The organism is Mycobacterium sp. NGS33 (genome assembly GCF_059812885.1).
Genome location: NZ_JCALDN010000004.1, coordinates 91594 through 116027, shown reverse-complemented (window position 1 = coordinate 116027; position 24434 = coordinate 91594). Strand labels below are relative to the sequence as shown.

General features: G+C 70.2%; 19 protein-coding genes. 15 read left to right on the top strand and 4 right to left on the bottom strand.

Annotation, left to right across the window (positions count from 1 at the left end):
- The first annotated feature begins 88 nt into the window (after nucleotides 1-88).
- A complete protein-coding gene (locus tag AC5Y5B_RS10755; RefSeq protein ID WP_112634965.1) occupies nucleotides 89-1798 on the top strand; it encodes a thiamine pyrophosphate-requiring protein in 1710 nt (569 codons plus the stop codon).
- Between the two features lie 6 nt (nucleotides 1799-1804).
- Here AC5Y5B_RS10755 and AC5Y5B_RS10750 read toward each other — a convergent pair whose 3' ends face one another.
- Nucleotides 1805-3022: a permease gene (locus AC5Y5B_RS10750; RefSeq protein WP_205869212.1), complete on the bottom strand. Its 1218-nt coding sequence runs from the start codon at nucleotides 3020-3022 to the stop codon at nucleotides 1805-1807.
- Nucleotides 3023-3079: 57 nt separating this feature from the next.
- On the opposite strand from AC5Y5B_RS10750, the gene AC5Y5B_RS10745 reads away from it, so the two are divergent.
- The 5 genes from AC5Y5B_RS10745 to mutM all read left to right on the top strand — a co-directional run bounded on the left by AC5Y5B_RS10745 (nucleotide 3080) and on the right by mutM (nucleotide 7486).
- Nucleotides 3080-4144 (top strand): hypothetical protein, encoded by a 1065-nt coding sequence (locus tag AC5Y5B_RS10745; RefSeq protein WP_205869211.1) that lies wholly within the window; start codon nucleotides 3080-3082, stop codon nucleotides 4142-4144.
- A gap of 350 nt (nucleotides 4145-4494) precedes the next feature.
- Nucleotides 4495-5232, top strand: a complete 738-nt coding sequence (sepIVA, locus tag AC5Y5B_RS10740) for a cell division protein SepIVA (RefSeq protein ID WP_067835510.1) — start codon at nucleotides 4495-4497, stop codon at nucleotides 5230-5232.
- Nucleotides 5233-5291: 59 nt separating this feature from the next.
- Entirely contained in the window at nucleotides 5292-5891 is a 600-nt protein-coding gene (locus AC5Y5B_RS10735) for a YceD family protein (protein ID WP_205869210.1), read from the top strand.
- A complete protein-coding gene (rnc, locus tag AC5Y5B_RS10730; RefSeq protein WP_112634962.1) occupies nucleotides 5888-6601 on the top strand; it encodes a ribonuclease III in 714 nt (237 codons plus the stop codon). Before AC5Y5B_RS10735 ends, rnc begins: the two co-directional genes overlap by 4 nt.
- A 15-nt stretch (nucleotides 6602-6616) precedes the next feature.
- Nucleotides 6617-7486, top strand: a complete 870-nt coding sequence (gene mutM, locus AC5Y5B_RS10725; RefSeq protein ID WP_112634961.1) for a DNA-formamidopyrimidine glycosylase — start codon at nucleotides 6617-6619, stop codon at nucleotides 7484-7486.
- A 19-nt stretch (nucleotides 7487-7505) separates the two neighbouring features.
- On the opposite strand, the gene AC5Y5B_RS10720 is transcribed toward mutM, so the two are convergent.
- A complete protein-coding gene (locus AC5Y5B_RS10720; RefSeq protein ID WP_112634973.1) occupies nucleotides 7506-8282 on the bottom strand; it encodes a PIG-L deacetylase family protein in 777 nt (258 codons plus the stop codon).
- A gap of 51 nt (nucleotides 8283-8333) precedes the next feature.
- Here AC5Y5B_RS10720 and AC5Y5B_RS10715 point away from each other — a divergent pair, with 51 nt between their 5' ends.
- The 7 genes from AC5Y5B_RS10715 to AC5Y5B_RS10685 all read left to right on the top strand — a co-directional run bounded on the left by AC5Y5B_RS10715 (nucleotide 8334) and on the right by AC5Y5B_RS10685 (nucleotide 18791).
- On the top strand, nucleotides 8334-8747 hold the full coding sequence (locus AC5Y5B_RS10715; protein ID WP_112634960.1) for an OsmC family protein: 414 nt from the start codon (nucleotides 8334-8336) through the stop codon (nucleotides 8745-8747).
- Nucleotides 8734-9027: an acylphosphatase gene (locus AC5Y5B_RS10710; RefSeq protein ID WP_112634959.1), complete on the top strand. Its 294-nt coding sequence runs from the start codon at nucleotides 8734-8736 to the stop codon at nucleotides 9025-9027. The genes AC5Y5B_RS10715 and AC5Y5B_RS10710 overlap by 14 nt, the downstream gene beginning before the upstream one ends.
- 264 nt (nucleotides 9028-9291) lie before the next feature.
- Nucleotides 9292-12888, top strand: a complete 3597-nt coding sequence (smc, locus tag AC5Y5B_RS10705; RefSeq protein WP_289176361.1) for a chromosome segregation protein SMC — start codon at nucleotides 9292-9294, stop codon at nucleotides 12886-12888.
- Nucleotides 12889-13010: 122 nt separating this feature from the next.
- Complete coding sequence (gene ftsY / locus AC5Y5B_RS10700) at nucleotides 13011-14348, top strand: signal recognition particle-docking protein FtsY (RefSeq protein WP_289176360.1); 1338 nt, start codon at nucleotides 13011-13013, stop codon at nucleotides 14346-14348.
- 190 nt (nucleotides 14349-14538) lie between these two features.
- Nucleotides 14539-15924: an ammonium transporter gene (locus tag AC5Y5B_RS10695; RefSeq protein ID WP_112633020.1), complete on the top strand. Its 1386-nt coding sequence runs from the start codon at nucleotides 14539-14541 to the stop codon at nucleotides 15922-15924.
- The gene (glnB, locus tag AC5Y5B_RS10690; RefSeq protein WP_003878721.1) at nucleotides 15921-16259 is read left to right on the top strand and encodes a nitrogen regulatory protein P-II; all 339 of its coding nucleotides are present in this window, start codon (nucleotides 15921-15923) and stop codon (nucleotides 16257-16259) included. The genes AC5Y5B_RS10695 and glnB overlap by 4 nt, the downstream gene beginning before the upstream one ends.
- Nucleotides 16260-16304: 45 nt before the next feature.
- On the top strand, nucleotides 16305-18791 hold the full coding sequence (locus tag AC5Y5B_RS10685; protein WP_112633013.1) for a [protein-PII] uridylyltransferase: 2487 nt from the start codon (nucleotides 16305-16307) through the stop codon (nucleotides 18789-18791).
- Between the two features lie 3 nt (nucleotides 18792-18794).
- Here AC5Y5B_RS10685 and AC5Y5B_RS10680 read toward each other — a convergent pair whose 3' ends face one another.
- Both AC5Y5B_RS10680 and AC5Y5B_RS10675 read right to left on the bottom strand, forming a co-directional pair.
- Nucleotides 18795-20555, bottom strand: coding sequence for a DEAD/DEAH box helicase (locus AC5Y5B_RS10680; RefSeq protein ID WP_112633012.1), 1761 nt, complete (start codon nucleotides 20553-20555; stop codon nucleotides 18795-18797).
- 102 nt (nucleotides 20556-20657) lie between these two features.
- Nucleotides 20658-21452, bottom strand: coding sequence for an alpha/beta hydrolase (locus AC5Y5B_RS10675; protein ID WP_500005324.1), 795 nt, complete (start codon nucleotides 21450-21452; stop codon nucleotides 20658-20660).
- Between the two features lie 196 nt (nucleotides 21453-21648).
- On the opposite strand from AC5Y5B_RS10675, the gene ffh reads away from it, so the two are divergent.
- On the top strand, nucleotides 21649-23214 hold the full coding sequence (gene ffh, locus AC5Y5B_RS10670; RefSeq protein WP_500005323.1) for a signal recognition particle protein: 1566 nt from the start codon (nucleotides 21649-21651) through the stop codon (nucleotides 23212-23214).
- A gap of 11 nt (nucleotides 23215-23225) precedes the next feature.
- Entirely contained in the window at nucleotides 23226-24302 is a 1077-nt protein-coding gene (locus AC5Y5B_RS10665; protein WP_500005322.1) for a metal-dependent hydrolase family protein, read from the top strand.
- Nucleotides 24303-24434 lie beyond the last annotated feature (132 nt).

Below are 24434 nucleotides of genomic sequence, written 5' to 3'. Positions count from 1 at the left end.
GCAGAAGCCCGCGCAGAACGTATCTTGAAGATCTGATCCGGAGGAGGGGGTACGCAAGGTCGCCGACGTCGATAGGAGAACGGCAGCCATGACGGTAGACAATCTGTTCGACGTACCCGAGGCCGCGGCCGATCTGGTCGCGCTGCTCGCCGACGAGGGAGTCGCGCACTTCTTCATCAACCCCGGAACCGATTCCGCGCCGATTCAGGAGGCGCTGGCGGCGGCGCGCGCCGCCGGCACCCCGAGCCCGCAGGCGGTGTTGTGTCTGCACGAGAGCATTGCGCTGGCGGCAGCCATCGGCCATCACATGGCCAGCGGCCGACCGCAGGCGGTCATGGTGCACGTCGACGCCGGGACGCTGAACCTGGGCTGCCAGCTGCACAACGCGCAGCGCAACGGGACCCCGGTGGTGATGTTCGCCGGACGCACCCCCTACAGTTCGGCGCCGGGGGTGCGCGGTCACCGCGACACCTACATCCATTGGCAGCAGGAACAACTCGACCAGCCTGCCGTGGTGCGCAACTACGTCAAGTGGCACATGGAGGTTCCGCGCGGCCGCGAGCTGGCCCCCATCGTCCGCCGGGCCTTCCAGGTCACCCAGTCCTGCCCGTCCGGTCCCGCCTACGTCATGCTGCCGCGAGAAGCGTTGATGGAGCACGGCGTCGGCGCGCTGCCGCGCCGGCTGCCGCCGGCCGTACCGCCCGGCCCGGATCCGGGCGCGCTCGGTCGCTTGGCGGGAATCCTGGTGGCGGGCAAGCGGGTTGTCATCGTCACGTCGCGAACCGCCGCCGACCCCGGGACCGCGACGGTGCTGGGCCGCATCGCCGAGTTGCTGGGTGCGCCGGTGATCGATCAGGGCGACCGCGCCAACCTGCCGCTGGGACACCCGTTGCACGTGGTCGGCGACGCGGCGCCGCTGGAGAACGCCGACACCGTGCTGCTGTTGGACTGCGAAGTGCCATGGGTGCCCGCGCAGCTGGCCCCGCCCGCGGATGCTCGCGTGGTGCAGATCGACGGCGATCCGGTCAAACCGAGCATGCCGCTGTGGACTTTTCCGGTCGAGGTCGCCTTGACCGCCGACACCCGCGTGGCGCTGCTGCTGCTCGAGCAGACGCTGCTGCGGCTGGCCACCGACGAGCTGCGGGAGAAGTGGGCCGCGCGTCGGCAGGAGGCCGAGGCCGACACGGAGCAACGCCACCGCGAAGCGGCCCGCCGGGCAGCGTCCGATCACCCGGCGGACGCGCCCGATGCGATGCTGGCCGCGCTGGGCGGCGCGCTGCCCGACGACGCGGTGGTGGTCCAGGAGGCCGTGACCAACCGGTCGGCCGTGGCCCGACAGGTGCGGCGGCCACCCGGGCAGTTCTTCGATACGGGCGCACCGGCATTGGGCTGGGCGCTGGGCGGCGCGTTCGGGATCAAACTCGCCCGGCCGGAGGCGCCCGTCGTCGCCATCTGTGGTGACGGTTCCTTCAACTTCGGCGTGCCCACCGCCGCGTTGTGGTCGGCGCACCGCCATGGCGCGCCCTTCGTGACGGTGGTGTTGAACAACCAGTCGTATCTGGCCTCCAAGTTGCCGGTGATGGATTTGTATCCGCAGGGAGTATCGGTGCGGGAGAACGACTTCGACGAAACCCGGCTCACCCCCGACACCGACTACGCCGCGCTGGCCACGGCGTGTGGCGGCAGCGGACGCACGGTGCACACTCCGGCGGAGATGAGCAAGGCCGTCGAATGGGCGCTCGCCGAGGCCGAGCAAGGGCGTTGTGTGGTGCTCGACGTGCGGCTGCCGCAACCCTGAGCCGGGTCAGTGCCGATGCTCCGACTGGCCGGCCTCGGGGGAGCCGCCCATCATGCGAACCATCGGCAGCCCTCCGGACGTGACGAACCGGGCGATCAGGACGGCCGCGAGCGCCAGGAAGGCGATGTTGAGCCACGTCGTGTAGTTCCAGGAGATCGACGCCTCGATCACCGTCGCGTTGCGCTGGGTGGGGATGAGATGTGTTGTGCCAAAGAGTAATTCGACCAGATATCCGGCGGCCACCATCGCGGCGTAGAAGGTGCCCAGTAGCGTCAGCATCATCTTGGTGCCGTAGTACTTGCGGTAGATATTCAGGATCGGAAGGATCAACAGGTCGGCGTAGATGAAGGCGATGACGCCGCCGAAGCTGATGCCTCCGTTCCACAGCACCGCGGCCAGCGGGACATTGCCGATGGAGCACACGAAGGACACGATCGCCACAATGGGACCGACGATCGGACCCCACAGCGCCGAGAGGCCCGGATGCTCGGCCAAAAAGAAGACCTGCCAGAACTTTTCGGGCACCCAGGCTGCGACGGCGCCGGCGATCAGCAAGCCCAGGACGAGGTCGCGCAGGATCGCCAGCCACTCCATCACGAACACGTGCGAAACCGAGGTGAGGCCCGCCGGGGAAAACAGCCGTCGCCAGAACGAGCCCTCGGCCCGGATGGACATGTCCATGGCGGCATGGCCTTCCATGGACCCGGCGATTCCCCGCTCGGCTTGCTCGCGGGCCGCGTCGACGAGCCGCTTACGCACGAACGACCGGAACAGGACGGCCAGCACGACGATCATCAGCGGGCCGCCGACGAACTCGGCGGCGGTGAACTGCCAGCCCATCAGCAGCGCCAGGATGATGCCCAGCTCCACCACCAGGTTGGTGGAACCGATCTCGAACGCCATGGCGGCGGTGAAGTCGGCGCCCTTGCGAAACAGCGACCGCGCCAGCGCCACCGCGGCGTACGAGCACGACGATGACGCCGCGCCCAGCCCGGCGGAGATCGCCAGGGTGCGCGGGCGGTCGTCACCCATCAGCGACACGATCGTCGAATGCCGCACGACGGCCTGCACCACCGCCGAGAGGGCGAAGCCCAGGATCAGTGCCCACAAGATTTCCCACGTCATCGAGCCCGCGAGCGTCAAGGCGTGTCCGACTGCCGATAGCACCGTCACTGTGTCCTCCTGCGCTAAACCATAGGGCGCCCGCGTCCAATCGTGGACTATACCCCATGGGGGTATAAGTGAGGGGCGGAACAGCTGGGCTTTTGCAAGACTCCAGCCATGTGGATACGACTACTCGGCGTGCCGTGGTGGCAGCGCTGGCTGGTGCAGTTCTGCATCGTGGCCGTCTGCTTCGCTGTGATCACCCCGTTCGCCGCGCCGCACCTGCTGTCGGGGCTGAGCTGGCCATGGCGGGTTGCCCTGCTCGGAGGTTTCAGCGCGCTTTTCGCCGGCCTGCTCGTGGTGTCGACCCTGCGGGCCTCCCGTGAGTACCTGGCAGTCACGCGCGGACTGGACCGCGAAGAGCGATCGCGGGCGATTCGGGCGAGCATGCGCGGGGAGGTGCCCACCAGCGCGGCCGCCGTAGGGGCGGCGCTGCGCATCGGCGCAATCCGGCTCGGGCACGGCCGCTCCACGCCGAACCGCATTGCCGTCATCTACGGCGTACTGTTCGCCAGCTGGCTCCTGCTGACGGTGGGCGGCGCCGCGACTAACGACACTCGTCAAACCGTGCCGCAGGGCGCGTTCACGGCCTTGATCGGGATCGTCGGGATCCGCGGCTGGTTCGTTGCCCGTCGCGTCGAGAACCGAGTTACATTGCTGCAGAACGTATTAGAAAACATCCCGGGCGGTGCAGATGCCCTGGCCGCAGTGCCATACGAGCTACCCGCTGGGCAGCGATGGCGTCCGATAGCGGCGTCGGTCACCGGCGTGGTGCTACTGGCTACCGGGGCGTTGGCGGCGGTGTACCTGGCGCACCGCCCGTCGCCCGATTGCCGCACCGCTGCAGACGTAGAGCGGTTGGTTGTCGCGCAACGCGACATGCTCGATCCCGCGTTTATCACGGCCGACAGCGGCGGGCCGGCCCTTGCCGACTACCAGGGGTGGAGTCAGCGGCTGCGAAGTTACAAGGCGAGCGTTTCGGCTCCCGACGTCGCGGCGCACGTGCGCAGCATCGGTGACCTGTCCGATCAGGCGGTCGCCGTGGTCTCAGCCGCGCGGGCCGATCCGGCCGGCTCGCAGGCGCCCCCTCAGGAGCAGCGCCGAAGCACGTATGCCGGCATCGTCAGCAAGATCGTCACCGAACTGAAGGCGCTCGACGCGTCGTGCCCGACGCGTGGATGACCGTCCCGATAGTGCTCCGGTCGCCCGGGACCTAGAATCGCTGGCACATAGCCGGGACCCGGCGTGTCGACGCAAACCCCGGGCCCGCGCCCGTCAAGCCTCGGCGGGAGCCCGGCGACGAATATGGACGAACCACTCGCGCGGCCCTCGCGGCCGCGTCAACAGCGTGAACGGGCGCTCTCGGATGACACTGGATTCCCGCGACCTGGACCTAAGCGGCACGCCGGGGCGTTTGAGGCGCCCCGAACAGGCAAATACCCGACACACCGGGGTCGCCACCGCTGTCACAGAGACATCACCAGGCACACTGGTAACAACCGGATCTTTGCAGACGCCAGGAGGGTATGGCCGTGTATCGAGTCTTTGAGGCGCTGGACGAACTCAGCGCCATCGTGGAAGAAGCCCGCGGCGTCCCGATGACGGCCGGCTGCGTGGTGCCCCGCGGCGACGTGCTGGAGCTGATCGACGACATCAAGGATGCGATCCCGGGCGAGCTGGATGACGCCCAGGATGTGCTGGACGCCCGCGACTCGATGTTGCAGGACGCCAAGACGCACTCCGAGTCCATGGTGTCCTCGGCGACCACCGAGTCCGAGTCCATGCTCAACCACGCCCGCGCGGAGGCCGACCGGCTGCTGTCCGACGCCAAGGCGCAGGCCGACCGGATGGTCAGCGAGGCGCGCCAGCACAGCGAGCGGATGGTCGGCGAGGCTCGCGAGGAGTCGATGCGCATCGCCACGGCAGCCAAGCGCGAGTACGAGGCCAGCGTCGGTCGCGCCCAGGCCGAAGCCGACCGGCTGCTGGAGAACGGCAACATCTCCTACGAGAAGGCCGTGCAAGAGGGCATCAAGGAGCAGCAGCGCCTGGTGTCGCAGAACAGCGTGGTGGAGGCGGCCAACGCCGAGGCCACCCGGCTCATCGACTCGGCGCACGCCGAGGCCGACCGGCTACGCGGCGAGTGCGACATCTACGTCGACAACAAGCTCGCCGAGTTCGAGGAATTCCTCAACGGCACCCTGCGGTCGGTGGGGCGCGGTCGTCACCAACTGCGCACGGCCGCCGGAACCCACGACTACGCGGTGCGCTAGCCCCGCGGCCGGGCGGGCGCGCCCTGGAATTGTGCGGTCAGCGCCGTAGGATTTCCGGTATGACGCGGCAGCACAGCACATCATCGGCCCGCGGCGCAGCGTCACGGCGTGCCGGGCCGATGGCGTTCGACATCACCCGGCTCGGGCGCCGCCCCGGGGCCATGGTCACCCTGCGACAAACCGTGCCCAGCCCCTCGCGGATCGGGCTGGACATGATCGCGATCGAGGCCGGCGCGCCCCTGGACCTGGACCTACAGATCCAATCGGTGTCCGAAGGCGTCCTGGTGACCGGGACGGTGACCGCCCCCACCGCCGGTGAATGCTCGCGCTGCCTGACCAACCTGGAGAGCCAGGTGCAGGTGCGGCTGACCGAACTGTTCGCCTACCCCGACAGCACCACCGAGGCGACCACCGAGGAAGACGAGGTGGGCCACATCGTCGACGACACCATCGACCTCGAGCAGTCCATCCGCGACGCCGTGGGGCTGGAGCTGCCGTTCTCGCCCGTGTGCGGCCCGGACTGCCCGGGGTTGTGCCCCGAATGCGGTGTCTCACTTGCCGCCGAGCCGAACCACCAGCACGATCGCATCGATCCGCGGTGGGCCAAGCTGGCGGGCATGCTCGGCGCGGAGTCCGACGAGTCGCGGGGTGAGCGGTGAGCTCCCGGCAAGTCCTGCTCGACGCCCTCGGGGTTGAGCTGTCCGACGAGCTGCTGTCCCTGGCGCTGACGCATCGCAGCTACGCCTACGAGCACGGCGGGTTGCCCACCAACGAGCGCCTGGAATTCCTGGGCGACGCCGTGTTGGGGCTGACCATCACCGACGAGCTATACCACCGCCACCCCGACCGCAGCGAGGGTGACCTGGCCAAGCTGCGGGCCAGCGTGGTCAACACCCAGGCGCTGGCGGACGTCGCGCGCAAGCTGTGCGACGGGGGCCTCGGCGTCCATCTGCTGCTGGGGCGGGGGGAGGCGAACACCGGCGGCGCCGACAAGTCGAGCATCCTGGCCGACGGGATGGAATCGCTGCTGGGCGCGATCTACCTCGACCACGGCATCGACGTCGCGCGCGACGTGATCTTGCGGCTGTTCGGGCCGCTGCTGGACGCCGCGCCGACGCTGGGAGCCGGGCTGGACTGGAAGACCAGCCTGCAGGAACTGACCGCGGCGCGCGGCATGGGCGCGCCGTCCTACGTCGTCACCTCCACCGGCCCCGACCACGACAAGGAGTTCACCGCGGTCGTCGTGGTGGCCGAGACCGAATACGGCACGGGCGTGGGCCGCTCCAAGAAGGAAGCCGAGCAGAAGGCCGCGGCCCAGACCTGGAAGACCCTCGACGTGCTGGACACCGCGGGGACGACCTCCACCTAGATGGTGTCCGCCTAGATGCCCGAACTGCCCGAGGTCGAGGTGGTGCGCCGCGGCTTGCACGCCCACATCGTCGGCAAGACGATGACCGCCGTCCGGGTGCATCACCCGCGCGCGGTGCGTCGTCATGAAGCGGGGCCCGCGGACCTCACCGCCCGGCTGCTGAACGCGCGAATCACCGGAACCGATCGGCGCGGCAAATACCTGTGGCTGTTGCTCGACACGGAACCCGCTGGGCAACAAACGGATACGGCGGTGGTGGTCCACCTCGGCATGAGCGGGCAGATGCTGCTGGGTGCGGTGCCGCGCGCCGACCACGTCCGGATCTCCGCGCTGCTCGACGACGGGACCGTGCTGAGCTTCGCCGACCAGCGCACCTTCGGTGGGTGGATGCTCGCCGACCTGGTCGAGGTGGACGGCAGCGTGGTGCCCGAACCGGTCGCGCACCTGGCGCGTGACCCGTTGGACCCCTGCTTCGACGCGGATGCGGTGGTAAAAGTGTTGCGGCGCAAGCATTCCGAGATCAAGCGGCAGCTCCTCGATCAGCAGGTTGTGTCCGGTATCGGCAACATCTACGCCGACGAGGCGCTGTGGCGGGCCAAGCTGCACGGCGCGCGCCTGTCCGACACGCTGAGCCGCAAGCAGTTGACCGCCGTGCTGGACGCGGCCGGCGACGTGATGCGCGACGCGCTGGCCAAAGGGGGGACGTCGTTTGACTCGCTGTATGTCAACGTCAACGGAGAATCCGGTTACTTCGACCGCTCGTTGGACGCCTACGGCCGCGAGGGTCAGGCCTGCCGCCGCTGCGGGGCGGTGATGCGCCGGGAGAAGTTCATGAATCGTTCCTCGTTCTACTGCCCGAAATGTCAACCGCGGCCGCGTGGTTGAGGTTTCAGGTGCCGGCGCATCAATCGAAGATGTCGCGGCGCAGCGTCCCGGTGGGCAGCGCCGGGTCCACGAACCACTCGTGGCTGAACAACGCACCGAAGACCTGAGGCGGCAACCGCAGCAGCAGACCGAACACGCGCGCGACCAGACCGGAAGCGCCGATCTGGGAGCGGTGCGCGGCGAACGCGTCTCGTTTCTGGCGCGCGAACCCGAAGACGTTGACCCGATGGGTGATCGTCGCTCGCGGGGCGTACGCGCCGCGCACGATGTCGCGTTCGTACGGCTCGGGAAGCCGCAGCAAGTGCGTGAGATCGCTGACGCGAAGCAGCATTTCGCGCGGCATCGTCACCTCGAGCACCCGCGGGGTGGCGGCGAGTTCGGCGGCCCGCTTGCCGACGTGGTGCACCTGGACGTGGTCGCGGTGGAAGTAGCCGCCGTTGGGCTGATAGCTGAGCAGCAGGTCGGCGTGTTCGTCACGCAGGATGCCGGCCAGCCGCCCGGCCGCCTCGTCGAGGTCCGCGCGGCCGAATCGGGTGCGCCCGGGTGGATCCGGGTAGAACAGCGGTCCGTAGCCGCTGTCGGCGTAGCCCAGGCACTCCACCCGATGCGCCCCGAGAATGCTTGCGCTCAAACGTAATTCGTCCAGCCGGTCGTTCTCGTCCTCGTTGTGGACGCGTCCGTCGGTGGCGGTCACCACGACCACCCGGTGCCCGGCCGCCGCCGCCCGCGCCAGGGTGCCGCCCGTGAGCACGACCTCGTCGTCCGGGTGGGCGTGGAATGCGACCACGGTGGACATGCAGAACAGTATGCCGCGCGGCACAGGTCGGGCGCCCGGTAGAAATAAGCCATGGCCGAACTATGGGTGGAACGCACCGGAACTCGCCGCTACACCGGGTACAGCTCACGAGGGGCGCAGGTGCTGATCGGTTCCGAGGACGTCGACGGCGTGTTCACCCCCGGTGAGCTGCTCAAGATCGCGCTCGCGGCGTGCAGCGGGATGTCCAGCGACCTGCCGCTGGCCCGCCGGCTGGGTGACGACTACAAGGCGGTCGTGAAGGTCTCCGGCGATGCCGACCGCGAGCAGGAACGCTATCCGCTGCTCGAGGAGACCCTGGAATTGGACCTGTCGTCGCTGGCCGACGAGGAGAAGCAGCGCCTGCTGGTTGTGGTCAACCGCGCGATCGATCAGGTCTGCACGGTCGGGCGCACGCTCAAGTCCGGAACGACCGTGAACTTCGAGGTCAACGATGTCGGAGCCTGACACCAGGCTCACCGCCTGGGTGCACGGCCAGGTTCAAGGTGTCGGTTTCCGTTGGTGGACCCGGTGCCGGGCGCTGGAGCTGGGCCTCACCGGTTATGCGGCCAACCAGGCCGACGGCCGCGTTCTTGTGGTCGCCCAGGGGCCGCGGCCGGCCGGCGAGAAGCTGTTGCACCTGCTGGAAGGCGGCGACGCGTGGCCGTCGCGGCCGGGCCGGGTCGACAAGGTCGTCGCCGACTGGTCGCAGCCGCAGGAGCGGTTCGAGGGTTTCGTCGAGCGCTGACGGCGGGCGTCGGCGGCTGGGCGCTGAAGGCGGGCCCGCTGGCCACAGGCGTCACATCGGTCCCGTCGGGGGTCCCCATCGTCCGCGTGGAACGTGCTAGCGCCGGCGCTGGCACGTTTCGGGCGGCGCATACACCGTGCTCCCGTGGCTGATGTGACCACTGTGACCCGTGCGCCGAACGCTCGAAACGCCGCCATATTTCGGGCGGGCCGACACCCCGCGGTGCAGCCGTCCGGGCCGATTTGAGCGGTAGTCTGGCTCGCCGTGTACCTCAAGAGTCTGACGCTGAAGGGCTTCAAGTCCTTCGCCTCGCCGACGACTCTGCGGTTCGAACCGGGCATCACCGCCGTCGTCGGGCCCAACGGCTCGGGCAAATCCAACGTGGTCGACGCGCTGGCCTGGGTCATGGGGGAGCAGGGAGCAAAGACGTTGCGCGGCGGGAAGATGGAAGACGTCATCTTCGCCGGGACGTCGTCGCGGGCCCCGCTGGGCCGCGCCGAGGTCACCGTCACCATCGACAACTCCGACAACGCGCTGCCTATCGAATACTCCGAGGTGTCCATCACGCGGCGGATGTTCCGCGACGGCGCCAGTGAATACGAAATCAACGGCAGCGGTTGCCGTTTGATGGATGTTCAGGAGCTGCTGAGCGACTCCGGGATCGGCCGGGAGATGCACGTCATCGTTGGGCAGGGCAAGCTCGACGAGATCCTGCAGTCCAGGCCCGAGGACCGCCGCGCGTTCATCGAGGAAGCCGCCGGCGTGCTCAAGCACCGCAAGCGCAAGGAAAAAGCCCTCCGCAAACTCGACGCGATGTCGGCGAACCTGGCCCGGCTCACCGACCTGACCACCGAACTGCGCCGCCAGCTCAAACCGCTGGGCCGCCAGGCCGAGGTGGCCCGTCGCGCCCAGACCATCCAGGCCGACCTGCGTGACGCCCGGCTGCGGCTGGCCGCCGACGACCTGGTCAACCGGCAGGGCGAGCGGGAGGCCATCTTCGAGGCCGAGGCCGCCATGCGGCGCGACCACGACCAGGCCTCCTTGCGGCTGGCGGTGGCCTCCGAGGAGCTGACGACGCACGAGGCGGCGGTCGGCGAACTGTCCAGCCGCGCCGAGTCGGTTCAGCACACCTGGTTTGCGCTGTCCGCGCTGGCCGAGCGGGTGGCGGCGACCGTGCGCATCGCCAGCGAGCGGGCGCAGCACCTCGATGTGGAGCCGGTCGCGACCGGGGACACCGACCCCGACGCGCTGGAGGCCGAGGCCGAGCAGGTCGCGGTCGCCGAGCAACAACTGCTCGCCGAGCTGGCCGGGGCGCGCACCCGGCTGGACGGCGCCCGCGCGAAGTTGGCCGAGCGTGAGCGCGAAGCCGCCGAGGCCGATCGGGCCCACATGGCGGCCGTGCGCGCGGAGGCGGACCGGCGCGAAGGCCTGGCGCGGCTGACCGGCCAGGTGGAGACCATGCGGGCACGCGTCGAATCGATCGACGACAGCGTTGCGCGCCTGTCCGAGCGCATCGAACAGGCCGCCGCCCGGGCGCAGCAGGCCAAGGTGGAATTCGAGACCGTCCAGGGCCGGGTCGGTGAACTCGACCAGGGCGAGGTGGGTCTCGACGAACACCACGAGCGCACCGTCGCCGCGTTGCGGCTGGCCGACGAGCGGGTGGCCGAACTGCAGTCCGCCGAGCGGGACGCCGAACGCCAGGTGGCCTCGTTGCGGGCCCGCATCGACGCGCTCGCGATCGGGCTCGAACGCAAGGACGGCGCGGCGTGGCTCACCCAAAACCACAGTGGCACAGGGCTTTTGGGCCCTATGGCCAAGCTGGTCAAGGTTCGTTCCGGTTACGAGGCGGCGCTGGCCGCGGTGCTGGGCTCGGCGGCCGACGCACTGGCCGCCGAGAGCTTCGGCGCGGCCCGCTCGGCCGTCGCCGCGCTCAAGGAGGCCGACGGCGGCCGCGCAGCCCTGGTGCTGGGGGACTGGCCCGCCGATCAGCCCGCGCCGCAGCCCGCCCCGGCGGGTGCGCTGTGGGCGCTCGACCTGATCGACGCGCCCGCCCGGCTGCGCGGCGCGATCACGGCCATGCTCTCCGGCGTCGCGGTGGTCGACGACCTGGACCGGGCGCTGGAGCTGGTGGCCGCCCATCCCCGGCTGCGTGCCGTCACCCTCGACGGCGACCTGGTGGGCGCCGGCTGGGTGAGCGGCGGCTCGGACCGCAAGCTGTCCACGCTCGAGGTGACCTCCGAAATCGACAAGGCCGCCGACGAGCTGACCGCCGCCGAGGCCCGGGTGGCCCAGCTCAGCGCGGCGCTGTCCGGGGCGCTGACCGAGCAGGCCGCCCGTCAGGACTCGGCCGAGCAGGCGCTGGCCGCGCTCAACGAATCCGACAGCGAGATCTCCGGGATGTACGAACAGCTGGGGCGGCTGGGCCAGGAGGCCCGGACGTCCGAGGACGAGTGGAGCAGGTTGCTGCGACAGCGCGAGGAGCTCGAGGCGGGCCGGACCCAGACCGTCGCCGAGGTCACCGAACTGGAGACCCGGCTGCGCAACGCCCAGGAGACCCAGCAGACGCCGACGGAAGAACCCGTGGACCGTCAGCAGATCGCCGCCGCGACCGAAGCGGCGCGCAGCGTCGAGGTGGAGGCCCGGCTGGCGGTGCGGACCGCCGAAGAGCGGGCGAACGCGGTGCGGGGGCGCGCGGATTCGTTGCGCCGCGCCGCGGCGGCCGAACGCGAGGCCCGGCTGCGGGCCCAGCAGGCGCGGGAGGCGCGGCTACGCGCCGCCGCGGTGGCGGCGGCGGTGGCCGATTCCGGGCGGCTGCTGGCGCAGCGGTTGAGCGGCGTCGTCGACGCCGCGTCGAAGATCCGCGACGCGCTGGCCGCCGAGCGCCAGCAGCGCGCGGCCGCGATGGCCGCGGTGCGCGACGAGGTGAATGCGCTGAGCGCACGGGTGGCCGCCCTGACCGACTCGCTGCACCGCGACGAGGTGGCCAACGCCCAGGCGGCGATGCGGATCGAGCAGCTCGAGCAGATGGTGCTCGAGCAGTTCGGCATGGCGCCGGCCGACCTGATCGCCGAGTACGGCCCGGACAATCTGCTGCCGCCGACCCAGCTGGAGATGGCCGAATACGAGCAGGCCAAGGAGCGCGGTGAGCAGGTGTTCGCGCCCGCGCCGATTCCCTACGACCGGGCGACCCAGGAGCGGCGGGCCAAGCGGGCCGAGCGGGAGCTGGCAGAACTGGGCAGGGTCAACCCCCTGGCGCTGGAGGAGTTCGCCGCGCTCGAGGAGCGCTACAACTTCCTGTCCACGCAGCTCGAGGACGTCAAGGCCGCGCGCAAGGACCTGCTCGGGGTGGTCGACGAGGTCGACGCCCGCATCCTGCAGGTGTTCAGCGAGGCGTATGCCGACGTCGAACGCGAATTCACCGAGGTCTTCACCGTGCTGTTCCCCGGGGGCGAGGGCCGGCTGCGGCTGACCGACCCCGACGACATGCTCACCACCGGCATCGAGGTCGAGGCCCGCCCGCCGGGCAAGAAGGTCACCCGGCTCTCGCTGCTGTCCGGCGGGGAGAAGGCGCTGACGGCGGTGGCCATGCTGGTGGCCATCTTCCGGGCCCGCCCGTCGCCGTTCTACATCATGGACGAGGTGGAGGCCGCCCTCGACGACACCAACCTGCGGCGGCTCATCTCGCTGTTCGAGCTGCTGCGGGCGCGCTCGCAGCTGATCATCATCACGCACCAGAAGCCGACGATGGAGGTCGCGGACGCGCTGTACGGCGTGACCATGCAGGGCGACGGCATCACGGCCGTCATCTCCCAGCGGATGCGTGGCCAGCAGGTGGACCAGCTGGTCGCCAGTTCGTCGTAGCCGGGCGCTGCGAGTCGGCGCCATCGAGCGAGCGCCGATCGCGAGGGCGATCGCGAGGGCCGATCGCGCGCCCGAAGGTGGTGGCTGCCGGGCGGCCGCGCCGCCCCTGAAACAATGTCAGCGTGTCCCAAGGTCTTTGGATCGCGATCGCGGTCGTCGCTGCCCTGCTCGTCATCACCGCGCTGGTGCTGGGCCTGCTGCGGTATCGCCGGCGCCGGATCAGCTTCTCGGCGAAGCCCGAGCCCGGTGCGATCGACCGCTCCGGCGGCTACATCGCGTCCTCGGGCATCACCTTCAGTCAGACCACGACGGCCGATCGGCTCGACACCACCGGTCTGCCCGCGGTAGGCGACGACGCGGCCATTCCCCGCGACGCGCCGCGGCGCACCATCTCCGAGGTCGAACTCCCCGAACCCGAGCCCGAACCCGAAGCACCGGCCGCGCCGCCTTCGGACCTGCAGCCCCCGCCGGCCCCCGCGCCGCCGGCCCCGGCACCCGAGGCCCCGGCCCCCGCGACCGCCGCCGAGCTCGAGGAGATCGCGCCCACCGAGGGCCGGCTGGAGCGGTTGCGCGGCCGGCTGGCCCGGTCGCAGAACGCGCTCGGGCGCAGCGTGCTGGGCCTGATCGGCGGCGGCGACCTGGACGAGGACGCCTGGCAGGACGTCGAGGACACGCTGCTGATCGCCGACCTGGGCCCGGTGGTCGCCGAATCCGTGATCTCCCAGCTGCGCTTACGACTGGCCAGCAGCGACGTGCGCACCGAGGCCGACGCCAAGGCCGTGCTGCGCGACGTGCTGATCAACGAGCTGCAGCCCGGCATGGACCGGTCGATCCGCGCGCTGCCGCACGCCGACCACCCCTCGGTGTTGCTCATCGTCGGCGTGAACGGCACCGGAAAGACCACCACCGTGGGCAAGTTGGCCCGGGTCCTGGTCGCCGACGGCCGACGCGTCGTGCTGGGCGCCGCCGACACCTTCCGCGCCGCGGCGGCCGACCAGCTGCAGACCTGGGCGTCGCGGGTCGGCGCGGAGGTGGTGCGGGGGGCCGAAGGCGCCGACCCGGCCTCGGTCGCGTTCGACGCCGTCGACAAGGGCATCGCGGCGGGCGCGGACGTGGTGCTCATCGACACCGCGGGCCGGCTGCACACCAAGGTCGGGCTGATGGACGAGCTCGACAAAGTTAAGCGGGTCGTAACACGGCGGGCCGCGGTCGACGAGGTGTTGCTGGTGCTCGACGCGACCATCGGGCAGAACGGGCTGGCCCAGGCCCGGGTGTTCGCCGAGGTGGTTGAGATCACCGGCGCCGTGCTGACCAAACTGGACGGAACGGCCAAGGGCGGCATCGTTTTTCGGGTTCAGCAGGAACTCGGTGTGCCGGTCAAACTGGTCGGCCTGGGGGAGGGTCCCGACGATCTGGCGCCGTTCGAACCGGCGGCTTTCGTCGACGCGTTGCTCGGCTGACCGCCCTCACACGGCGAGCGGGACGTTAATCCCACCGAAACACGGCCGCACCATTGCCGAAACAACGATTGCGCAATCTTCTGGTCAGGTCATCAGACGTGAGTCTGGCGGCCAATCGTGGGCCGACCGGAGGAGATTGCGAGTGACATACCCGATACTGGGCCAGCCCAATACCGGCGATACCGCCTGGATGTTGGCCAGTTCCGCGCTGGTGCTGTTGATGACGCCGGGTCTGGCGTTCTTCTACGGCGGTATGGTGCGCGCCAGAAGCGTGCTGAACATGCTCATGATGAGCATCAGCGCGATGGGCGTGGTCACCGTGTTGTGGGTGCTCTACGGCTATTCGATCGCGTTCGGTGATGACGCCGGCGGCGTCGTCGGGAAGCCGACGTCGTTCTGGGGACTCAAGGGCCTTATCGGCGTCAACGCCGTGGCCGCCGATCCGAGCAAAGGCGTTGCGGCAACGGATATTCCGCTGGCGGGCACCCTGCCCGCCACCGTGTTCGTGGCGTTCCAGCTGATGTTCGCGATCATCACCGTCGCCCTGATCTCCGGCGCGGTGTCCGACCGGCTGAAGTTCGGCGCCTGGCTGGTGTTCGCCGGTCTGTGGGCGACGTTCGTCTACTTCCCGGTCGCCCATTGGGTTTTCGCGTTCGACGGCTTCGCCTCCGAGAAGGGTGGCTGGATCGCCAACAAGCTGCACGCGATCGACTTCGCCGGCGGGACGGCGGTGCACATCAATTCCGGTGTGGCGGGCCTGATGCTGGCGATCGTGCTGGGCAAGCGTCGCGGATGGCCCACCACGTTGTTCCGGCCGCACAACCTGCCGTTCGTGATGCTCGGTGCCGGATTGCTGTGGTTCGGTTGGTATGGGTTCAACGCCGGGTCGGCCACCAGCTCCAACGGAGTCGCCGGGTCGACCTTCATGACGACGACGGTCGCGACGGCCACCGCGATGCTGGGCTGGATGCTCACCGAACGCATCCGCGACGGCAAGGCGACGACGCTGGGCGCGGCCTCGGGCATCGTCGCGGGGCTGGTCGCCATCACGCCGTCCTGCTCGTCGGTCAACGTGCTGGGCGCGCTGGTGGTGGGCCTGGTGGCGGGCGTGTTGTGCGCGCTGGCCGTCGGCCTGAAATTCAAGCTGGGCTTCGACGACTCGCTCGACGTGGTCGGGGTGCACCTGGTCGGCGGTCTGGCCGGCACGCTGCTGGTCGGGCTGCTCGCCGCCCCGGAGACCCCCGCCATCAACGGCGTCACCGGCGTGTCCAAGGGATTGTTCTACGGCGGCGGCTGGGCTCAGCTCGAGCGGCAGGCAGTCGGCGCGTTCAGTGTCCTCATCTACTCTGGGGTGGTTACGCTGATCCTGGCGTTGATCCTGAAGTACACCATCGGGCTTCGTCTCAACCCAGAGGCGGAAGCCACGGGCATCGACGAGGCCGAGCACGCCGAGAGTGGTTACGATTTCGCCGTGGCTACCGGTTCGGTTCTGCCGCCCCGGGTCCCTGTGGCGGATACCCGCAACGGCCTGGAGGAGGAGCGAGTGGGCGACAAAGTGGAGGCAGAGCAGTCATGAAGCTGATCACCGCGATCGTAAAGCCGTTCACGCTCGATGACGTGAAGACCAGCCTCGAGGACGCGGGCGTCCTGGGCATGACGGTCAGCGAAATCCAGGGCTACGGACGGCAGAAGGGCCACACCGAGGTTTACCGGGGCGCCGAGTACTCGGTCGACTTCGTGCCCAAGGTGCGCATCGAGGTCGTCGTCGACGACTCCATCGTCGACAAGGTCGTAGACAGCATCGTCCGGGCGGCACGCACCGGCAAGATCGGTGACGGCAAAGTGTGGGTGAGCCCCGTGGAAACCATTGTGCGGGTGCGCACCGGCGAGCGCGGAACCGATGCGCTATGACATCCGCTGTCAATTGCTGATTCGACCCGGGCGGGCCGGGAGGGCATGACCCCGAACGACCCCGACTCGTCCGGGCCTCCAGCCGGGACAGAAAGCGCCTGCGGGGCAGTCGATCTGGCTGCCGCGCGGCGCCAACTGTTGTCTGAGGGCAGCAAGCTGCACGCCGCCGAGCTGCGACACGCCTGGCTGGATCTGCACGAATCGTGGTTGATGGCCAAGGCGGCCGAGATCGGGATCGGCGACGACAGCGGCTTCGCGATCGTCGGGATCGGCGGATTGGGCCGCCACGAGCTGTTGCCGTATTCCGACCTTGATCTGATGCTGTTGCACGACAACAAGTCCGACGACGTGCTGGGCAAGGTCGCCGACAAGTTGTGGTATCCGCTGTGGGACGCCAACGTTCGGCTTGACCACAGCGTGCGGACCGTCTCCGGGGCCCTCGGCGTCGCCAACGCCGACATGATCGCCGCGCTGGGCATGCTCGACGCCCGTCACATCGCCGGCGATGCGCGCTTGTCCGACGAACTGATCGCCGGCGCACGACGGCAGTGGCGCAGCGCCATTCGGTCCCGGATGAACGAGCTCGTCGAGATGACACAGGCGCGCTGGGGACGGTGTGGCCGCATCGCGCAGCGCGCCGAGCCGGACCTGAAATCGGGCCGCGGCGGACTTCGCGACGTGCAACTGCTCGACGCGCTGGGGGTGGCGCAGCTGATCGACCGCCACGGCATGGCCCGACCGGAATCACCCGGGGGCTCGCTCGACGACGCCCATCTGACGCTGCTCGACGTGCGCACCGAGCTGCACCGGGTCTCGGGCCGCGGACGCGATCAGCTGCAGGCCCAATACGCCGACGAGATCAGCGCCGCGCTGCACATCGGTGATCGATTTGACCTGGCGCGCAAGCTATCCGACGCGGGGCGCACGATCGCCTACCACGCCGAGACGGGCATCCGGACCGCCGAGAACGCGCTGCCGCGCCGCGGGGTGACGGCATTGGTCCGCCGGCCCAAGCGCCGCCCGCTGGACGAGGGCGTCGTCGAATACGCCGGGGAGATCGTGCTGGCCCGCGACGCACGCCCGGACACCGACGTGGGTCTGGTGTTGCGAGTGGCCGCGGCGTCGGCCGACACCGGATTGCCGATCGGCGCCGCCACGCTGAGCCGCCTGGCGGCCAGCGCACCCGAGATGCCGGTGCCCTGGCCGCGAGAGTCGTTGGACGACTTGCTGGTTGTGCTGTCGGCCGGGCCGACCACGGTCGCGACGATCGAGGCGCTGGACCGCACCGGGCTGTGGGGGCGGCTGCTACCGGAATGGGATGCGATCCGCGACCTGCCTCCCCGCGACGTCGCGCACAAGTGGACGGTGGACCGCCACGTCATCGAGACCGCCGTCAACGCCGCACCGCTGTCCACCCGGGTGGCGCGACCCGACCTGCTCGCCCTCGGCGCGCTGCTGCACGACATCGGCAAGGGTCGCGGCGTCGACCACAGCGTGCTCGGGGCGGGCCTGGCGCTCGAGATCGGGCCTAGGCTGGGCATGGCGCCGGTCGAGGTCGAGCTGCTCGCCCAGCTGGTGCGCCACCACCTGCTGCTGCCGGTGGTGGCCACCCGTAGCGATCTCAACGACCCCAAAACCATTGAGCGCGTGGTGAAAGCGCTCAGCGGCGACGCGCTTCTGCTCGAGGTTCTGCACGCCCTGACCGAGGCGGACTCGAAGGCCACCGGTCCCGGGGTGTGGAGCGACTGGAAGGCGTCGCTGATCGAGGACCTGGTTCGGCGGTGCCGGCTGCTGATGGCCGGCGAGCCGCTACCTAAAGTAGAACCCGCTGCGCCGCAATATCTTTCGCTGGCCACCGACCGCGGCGTCCACGTCGACATCAAACCTAGTGGCGGCGAACGCCTGGACGTGGTGATGGCCGCGCCGGATCAGCGGGGATTGGTGTCGAAAGCCGCGGCCGTGCTGGCGCTGAACTCGCTGCGCATCCATTCGGCATCGGCCAGCACCCACGAGGGATTCGCCATCGTCGAATTCGTGGTGTCGCCGCTGTTCGGTTCGCCGCCGGAGGCGGGCCTGCTGCGCCAGCAGTTCACCGGCGCGCTCGGTGGTGACGTCGACGTGCTGGGCGCTTTGGAGAAACGCGACAGCGACGCCGTGGCCGCGGCGACTAGCCGGGCCGGCGAGGTCCAGGTCGGGGTGCCGGTCACGCGGTCGAGCGCCCCACCCCGCATCCTGTGGGTCGACTCGGGCTCACCCGATCAATTGGTCGTCGAGGTCCGCGCGATGGACCGCCTCGGGCTGCTGGCGCTGCTGACCCGCGCGCTCGAACGCGCGGGCACCGACATCGTGTGGGCGAAGGTCAACACCTTCGGGTCGACGGCGGCCGACGTCTTCTGCGTGACCGTGTCCCAACAAGCGGCCGCGGCGGCCGGCGACGCCGAGCACGGCGCGCGGGACGCGGTCGAGCAGAGTCTGCTGGCGGTGTTGGGAGGCCCCGCCGTCGAGGTGCTCGAGGAACCCGTCGGCGACTAGGGGCTAACGCTCGGCGTTGAGCTGGCGCACGGCCTCGATGCGCGCCCGCAGCTGTTCGCGGCTGGCCGCCGCGATCGGGGGGCCGCCGCAGCGGCGCCGCAGTTCGTTGTGAATCCAGCCGTGCGGCTTGCCCGTCCGGTGATGGGCGATCGACACGAGGGTGTTGAGCTCGCGGCGCAGCTCCCGAAGCTGGCCGTGCACCGTCGCCGACGGGGCTTCGACGGCCGCCGGCGATCCGGCCTCCTTCTGCAGGCGGGCACGCTTCTGCAGCTGTTCGTCCTGACGCTGGTGCAGCAGCGCCCGCATCTGCTCGGCGTCGAGCAACCCGGGGATGCCGAGGTAGTCGGCCTCCTCGTCGCTGCCGGCGGGGGCGGCGGTGCCGAACGACGACCCGTCGAAGATCAGCTGGTCGAGCTCGGCGTCGGCGCCCAGCGAGGTGAATCCCTTGTCCGGCTCGGTCTTCTCGTCCTGCGTCTTGGTGGCGGGATCGCCGTCGAGCGGGTCGCCCTCGGACGGGCGGTGCGGCTCGCCGAGCACGTGGTTGCGCTGGGCCTCCAGCTCGCTGGCCAGCTGCAGCAGGTTGGGCACCGACGGCACGAAGATGCTGGCGATTTCGCCCGGGCGGCGCGACCGGACGAACCGGCCGATGGCCTGAGCGAAGAACAGCGGCGTCGAGGCGCTGGTGGCGTAGATCCCGACCGACAGCCGCGGCACGTCGACGCCCTCGGAGACCATGCGCACCGCGACGAGCCACCGGCTGGTGCTCGCGGCGAATTCGCTGATGCGCGCCGACGAGCCGGGGTCGTCGGAGAGCACCAGCGTCGGCGCCTCGCCGGTCAGCCTGGCCAGCAGGGCCGCGTAGGCGCGGGCCGCGGTCTGATCCGAGGCGATGATCATGCCGCCGGCGTCGGGCACGTGCGTGCGCAGCTGGCGCAGCCGCAGATCCGCCGCGGTGATCACCGCGGGCATCCATTCGCCCGCGGGGTCCAGCGCCGTGCGCCAGGCCCGCGCGGTCTGCTCGGCGGACAGCGGCTCGCCCAAGCGGGCCGCGTGCTCCTCCCCGGCGCTGTCGCGCCACCGCGCCTCCCCGGAGTAGGCGAGGAACACCACCGGCCGCACCACGCCGTCGGCCAGAGCGTCGGTGTAGCCGTAGGTGTGATCGGCCCGCGACCGCCGGATCCCGTCGGGGCCGGCCTCGTAGGTCACGAACGGGATGGGGCTGTCGTCGCTACGAAACGGCGTCCCCGTCAGGGCGAGCCGGCGGGTGGCGTCACCGAACGCCTCGCGGATGGCGTCGCCCCACGTCTTGGCGTCGCCGCCGTGGTGGATCTCGTCGAAGATGACCAGGGTCCTGCGCTGCTCGGTGCGCACCCGGTGCAAGGTCGGGTGCGCGGCGACCTGAGCGTAGGTGACCATCACCCCGTGAAATTCCGGCGCGATCCGTGGGTTGCTGTTGGAGAACTTGGGATCCAGGGCGATGCCGTAGCGCTGCGCGGCCTGCGCCCACTGGACCTTGAGGTGCTCGGTGGGCACCACGACGGTGATGTGCTCGACGGCGCGCTGACCGAGCAGTTCGGCCGCCACGCGCAGGGCGAAGGTGGTTTTCCCCGAGCCCGGGGTGGCCACCGCCAGGAAATCGCGCGGCTGCCCGGCGAGATAGCGCACCAGCGCCCTGCGCTGCCAGCCACGCAGCGCGCCGGTGTCGCCGGTGTCGCTGGGATCGCTGTCGGCCCGCGCCTGGATGCTGCTGAGCGGCACCGACACAGGCCCCCCGTTCCGTTGCTCGCCGACGCGGCCAACTCGATTGAGTGGCGGCTGTGAAATCTAGCACGCCAACGCTTTTCGGCGCAGTAACGACTCGACTGGCTATCGTGTCGGACTCACCGCTTCGCGGGTCTGCAGCCACTCATGGATGCGTGCGGCAACGTCGGCCCAGCCCGGTTCGAGTATCATGTTGTGGCCCATGGAAAAGAATTCCGGCTCGGTGCGGTAGGCGCGCGCCGTGTTGCGCACCTCGCGGACGCTGACGAAGCCGTCGTACTCGGCGCCCAGGACCAGGATCGGGGTCGTCACCCGCTTGGTGCGCACGCGGCGGACGATCGGGTCGGTCATGGCGGCGCGGACGCTCTCGGCGCCGGCGCGCTGCCGGCAGGCCTCGACGACATCCTCGGGCGTGTCGGGACAGAACAGGTACTCGCGGGCCAGCGCCGGGGTGGCGAGGAATCTCAGCAGCGTGGGGTCGCTCCACGATTCCACCGTCATCGCCGGCCGGCGGCGCCACACCCGCAACGCCAGCGTCAGCACGCCCTGCGGCGGCACCGAGCCCACCAGCACGGCGGCCGGGGCGCGCCGATCCTCAAGGTAGCGCTGGACCACGAACCCGCCCAGCGAATGACCGACCAGGACCGGGGCGCCGCCCAGGTCGTCGGCCACCGATCGGACGTCGTCGATGTAGTCGGCGATGGACACCTTCGGCAGCGGCTTGGGGGTGGGGCTGTTGCCGTGTCCGCGCAGGCTCATCGCGACCGCGCGGTAGCCGGCGCCGGCGAAGTAGTCCAGGAAGTGTTCCCAGCACCACGCGCCATGCCAGCCGCCGTGCACGAACAGCAGCGGCACCGGATGCGCGTCGGTGCAGGACCCTTTGTCGATCACCTCGAGCACTCGACCATTCAAGCCCGCTCGCCGCCTCGCCGAGACTGAAACGACGGACACCGTTACCGGCGTGTCGTGTGCGTGGTTGCAGTGTCGCGCCGACGGGCGGCGACGAGTCCACTCCGCCGGGCTCACTCGGCCCGATGAGTGGGTGACCCGCTGCGCCCCGCGGCGCGGGGCTGGCGATCACCACTAGGCTGTCGGGGTGTTTGAATCGCTGTCCGACCGATTGACCGGTGCCCTTGCGGGGCTGCGCGGCAAGGGTCGATTGACCGACGCCGATATCGAGGCGACCACCCGCGAGATCCGGCTGGCGTTGCTGGAAGCCGACGTGTCGCTGCCCGTGGTGCGCGCGTTCGTCACCCGGATCAAGGACCGCGCCAAGGGCGCCGAGGTCTCCGGCGCGCTCAACCCGGCGCAGCAGGTCGTCAAGATCGTCAACGAAGAACTCATCGGCATCCTGGGCGGACAGACCCGCCAGCTGGCGTTCGCCAAGACGCCGCCGACCGTGGTGATGCTCGCCGGTCTGCAGGGTTCCGGTAAGACCTCGCTGGCCGGCAAGCTGGCCGCCTGGCTGCGCGGGCAGGGACACACCCCGCTGCTGGTGGCGTGCGACCTGCAGCGCCCGGCCGCGGTCAACCAGCTGCAGGTCGTCGGCGAGCGCGCCGGGGTGCCGGTCTTCGCGCCGCATCCCGGTGCCTCCCCCGAGTCCGGGCCCGGCGACCCGGTCGCCGTCGCGGCCGCCGGACTCGCCGAGGCGCGGGCCAAGCACTTCGACGTCGTCATCGTCGACACCGCCGGCCGGCTGGGCATCGACGACGAGCTGATGGCGCAGGCCGCGGCCATCCGCGACGCCGTCAATCCCGACGAAGTGCTGTTCGTCCTGGACGCGATGATCGGTCAGGACGCCGTCACCACCGCCGAGGCGTTCCGCGAGGGCGTCGGGTTCACCGGCGTGGTGCTGACCAAGCTCGACGGTGACGCCCGCGGTGGCGCGGCGCTCTCGGTGCGCGAGGTGACCGGCGTCCCAATCCTTTTCGCTTCCACCGGCGAGAAGCTGGAGGACTTCGACGTCTTCCACCCCGACCGGATGTCGAGCCGCATCCTGGGCATGGGCGACGTGCTGAGCCTCATCGAGCAGGCCGAGCAGGTCTTCGACGCCGAGCAGGCCGAGGCCGCCGCGGTCAAGATCGGCAGCGGCGAGCTCACCCTCGAGGACTTCCTGGAACAGATGCTGGCCATCCGCAAGATGGGCCCGATCGGCAACCTGCTGGGCATGCTGCCCGGCGCCGGGCAGATGAAGGACGCGCTGGCCCAGGTCGACGACCGCCAGCTCGACCGCCTGCAGGCCATCATCCGCGGCATGACCCCGGCCGAGCGCGCCGACCCGAAGATCATCAACGCGTCGCGACGGCTGCGCATCGCCAACGGGTCGGGCGTCACGGTGTCCGAGGTCAACCAGCTGGTGGACCGCTTCTTCGAGGCCCGCAAGATGATGTCCTCCATGCTCGGCGGCATGGGCATCCCCGGTCTGGGCCGCAAGTCGGCGACCCGGAAGTCCAAGGGGGCCAAGGGCAAGGCGGGCAAGAAGGGCAAGAAGGGCGGACGCGGCCCGACGCCGCCGAAGGCCCGCAACCCGCTGGCCGCCGGGATGCCGGGCATGCCGGCCGGTTTCCCCGACCTGTCGCAGATGCCCGAGGGGCTCAACGAGCTGCCGCCCGGTCTGGCCGACTTCGACCTGTCCAAGCTGAAGTTCCCGGGCAAGAACTAGCCGCCGTGCGCATGCACGTGCGGGGTGTGGGGCTGCCCGACGAGACCGAGATCGACCTGTGGATCGTCGACGGCCGCATCAGCGCCGAACCCCTCGCCGGCGCGGACACCGTGTTCGACGGCGGCTGGATCGTGCCCGGCCTGGTCGACGCCCACTGCCACGTCGGCCTCGGGGAGCACGGCGAGATCCCCCTCGACGATGCGATCGCCCAGGCCGAGATCGAACGCGATGTCGGCGCGCTGCTGCTGCGGGACTGCGGTTCGCCCACCGACACCCGCAGCCTCGACGACCGCGAGGATCTGCCCCGCATCATCCGCGCCGGCAAGCATCTGGCCAGGCCGAAGCGGTACGCGGCGGGCTTCTCCCGCGAGCTGGAGGACGAATGGCAGCTGCCGGCAGCCGTCGCCGAAGAGGCCAAGCGCGGCGACGGCTGGGTCAAGCTGGTCGGCGACTGGATCGACCGCAGCGTCGGCGATCTGGCCCCGCTGTGGTCCGACGACGTCCTCAAAGCCGCCATCGACACCGCGCACGCCCACGGCGCCCGGGTCACCGCGCACGTCTTCAGTGAGGGCGCCCTGCCCGGGCTGATCAACGCCGGCATCGACTGCATCGAGCACGGCACCGGCCTGACCGACGACACCATCGAGCTGATGGCCGCTCGCGGGACCGTGCTGGTCCCGACGCTGGTCAACATCGTGGAGAACTTCCCCGGGATCGCCGAGGCCGCCGCGAAGTACCCGGCGTATGCCGCGCACATGCGCGACCTGCATGCCCGTGGCCTGTCCCGGATCGCCGCGGCCCGCGAGGCGGGCGTGCCGATCTACGCCGGCAGCGACGCCGGCACCATGGTGGCGCCCGGACGCATCGCCGACGAGGTCGAGGCGCTCAAGCGCATCGGCATGAGCCCGACCGAGGCGCTGGGCGCGGCGTGCTGGGACGCGCGTCGCTGGCTCGGCCGGCCCGGGCTCGATCACGGTGCCTCGGCCGACCTGCTCTGTTACGCCCAAGACCCGCGCTCGGGCCCCGCCGTGCTGAACAGTCCCGATCTGATCATGTTGCGCGGCAAGATCTTTCGGTCGCCCGCCTAAGCGGCGACCTCTTATGAAGGCCGCGTTCCCGGCCGCCGCGCCGAGGCCACCGTGGTTGCGGCCGCGGCGCCACTCGGTGGCGCACACTGACCCATAGTCCCGCATGGATCCTGCAGTTTCGCTGAGAAAAGA

Bases quoted from the DNA above. Each gene is read 5' to 3' on its own strand.
- AC5Y5B_RS10665 (WP_500005322.1), top strand. From the start codon at position 23,226: ATGCACGTGCGGGGTGTGGGGCTGCCCGACGAGACCGAGATCGACCTG.
- AC5Y5B_RS10685 (WP_112633013.1), top strand. From the start codon at position 16,305: ATGACCCCGAACGACCCCGACTCGTCCGGGCCTCCAGCCGGGACAGAA.
- mutM (WP_112634961.1), top strand. From the start codon at position 6,617: ATGCCCGAACTGCCCGAGGTCGAGGTGGTGCGCCGCGGCTTGCACGCC.
- AC5Y5B_RS10695 (WP_112633020.1), top strand. From the start codon at position 14,539: ATGTTGGCCAGTTCCGCGCTGGTGCTGTTGATGACGCCGGGTCTGGCG.
- AC5Y5B_RS10755 (WP_112634965.1), top strand. From the start codon at position 89: ATGACGGTAGACAATCTGTTCGACGTACCCGAGGCCGCGGCCGATCTG.
- AC5Y5B_RS10715 (WP_112634960.1), top strand. From the start codon at position 8,334: ATGGCCGAACTATGGGTGGAACGCACCGGAACTCGCCGCTACACCGGG.
- AC5Y5B_RS10720 (WP_112634973.1), bottom strand. From the start codon at position 8,282: ATGTCCACCGTGGTCGCATTCCACGCCCACCCGGACGACGAGGTCGTG.
- AC5Y5B_RS10745 (WP_205869211.1), top strand. From the start codon at position 3,080: ATGTGGATACGACTACTCGGCGTGCCGTGGTGGCAGCGCTGGCTGGTG.
- AC5Y5B_RS10710 (WP_112634959.1), top strand. From the start codon at position 8,734: ATGTCGGAGCCTGACACCAGGCTCACCGCCTGGGTGCACGGCCAGGTT.
- AC5Y5B_RS10735 (WP_205869210.1), top strand. From the start codon at position 5,292: ATGACGCGGCAGCACAGCACATCATCGGCCCGCGGCGCAGCGTCACGG.
- glnB (WP_003878721.1), top strand. From the start codon at position 15,921: ATGAAGCTGATCACCGCGATCGTAAAGCCGTTCACGCTCGATGACGTG.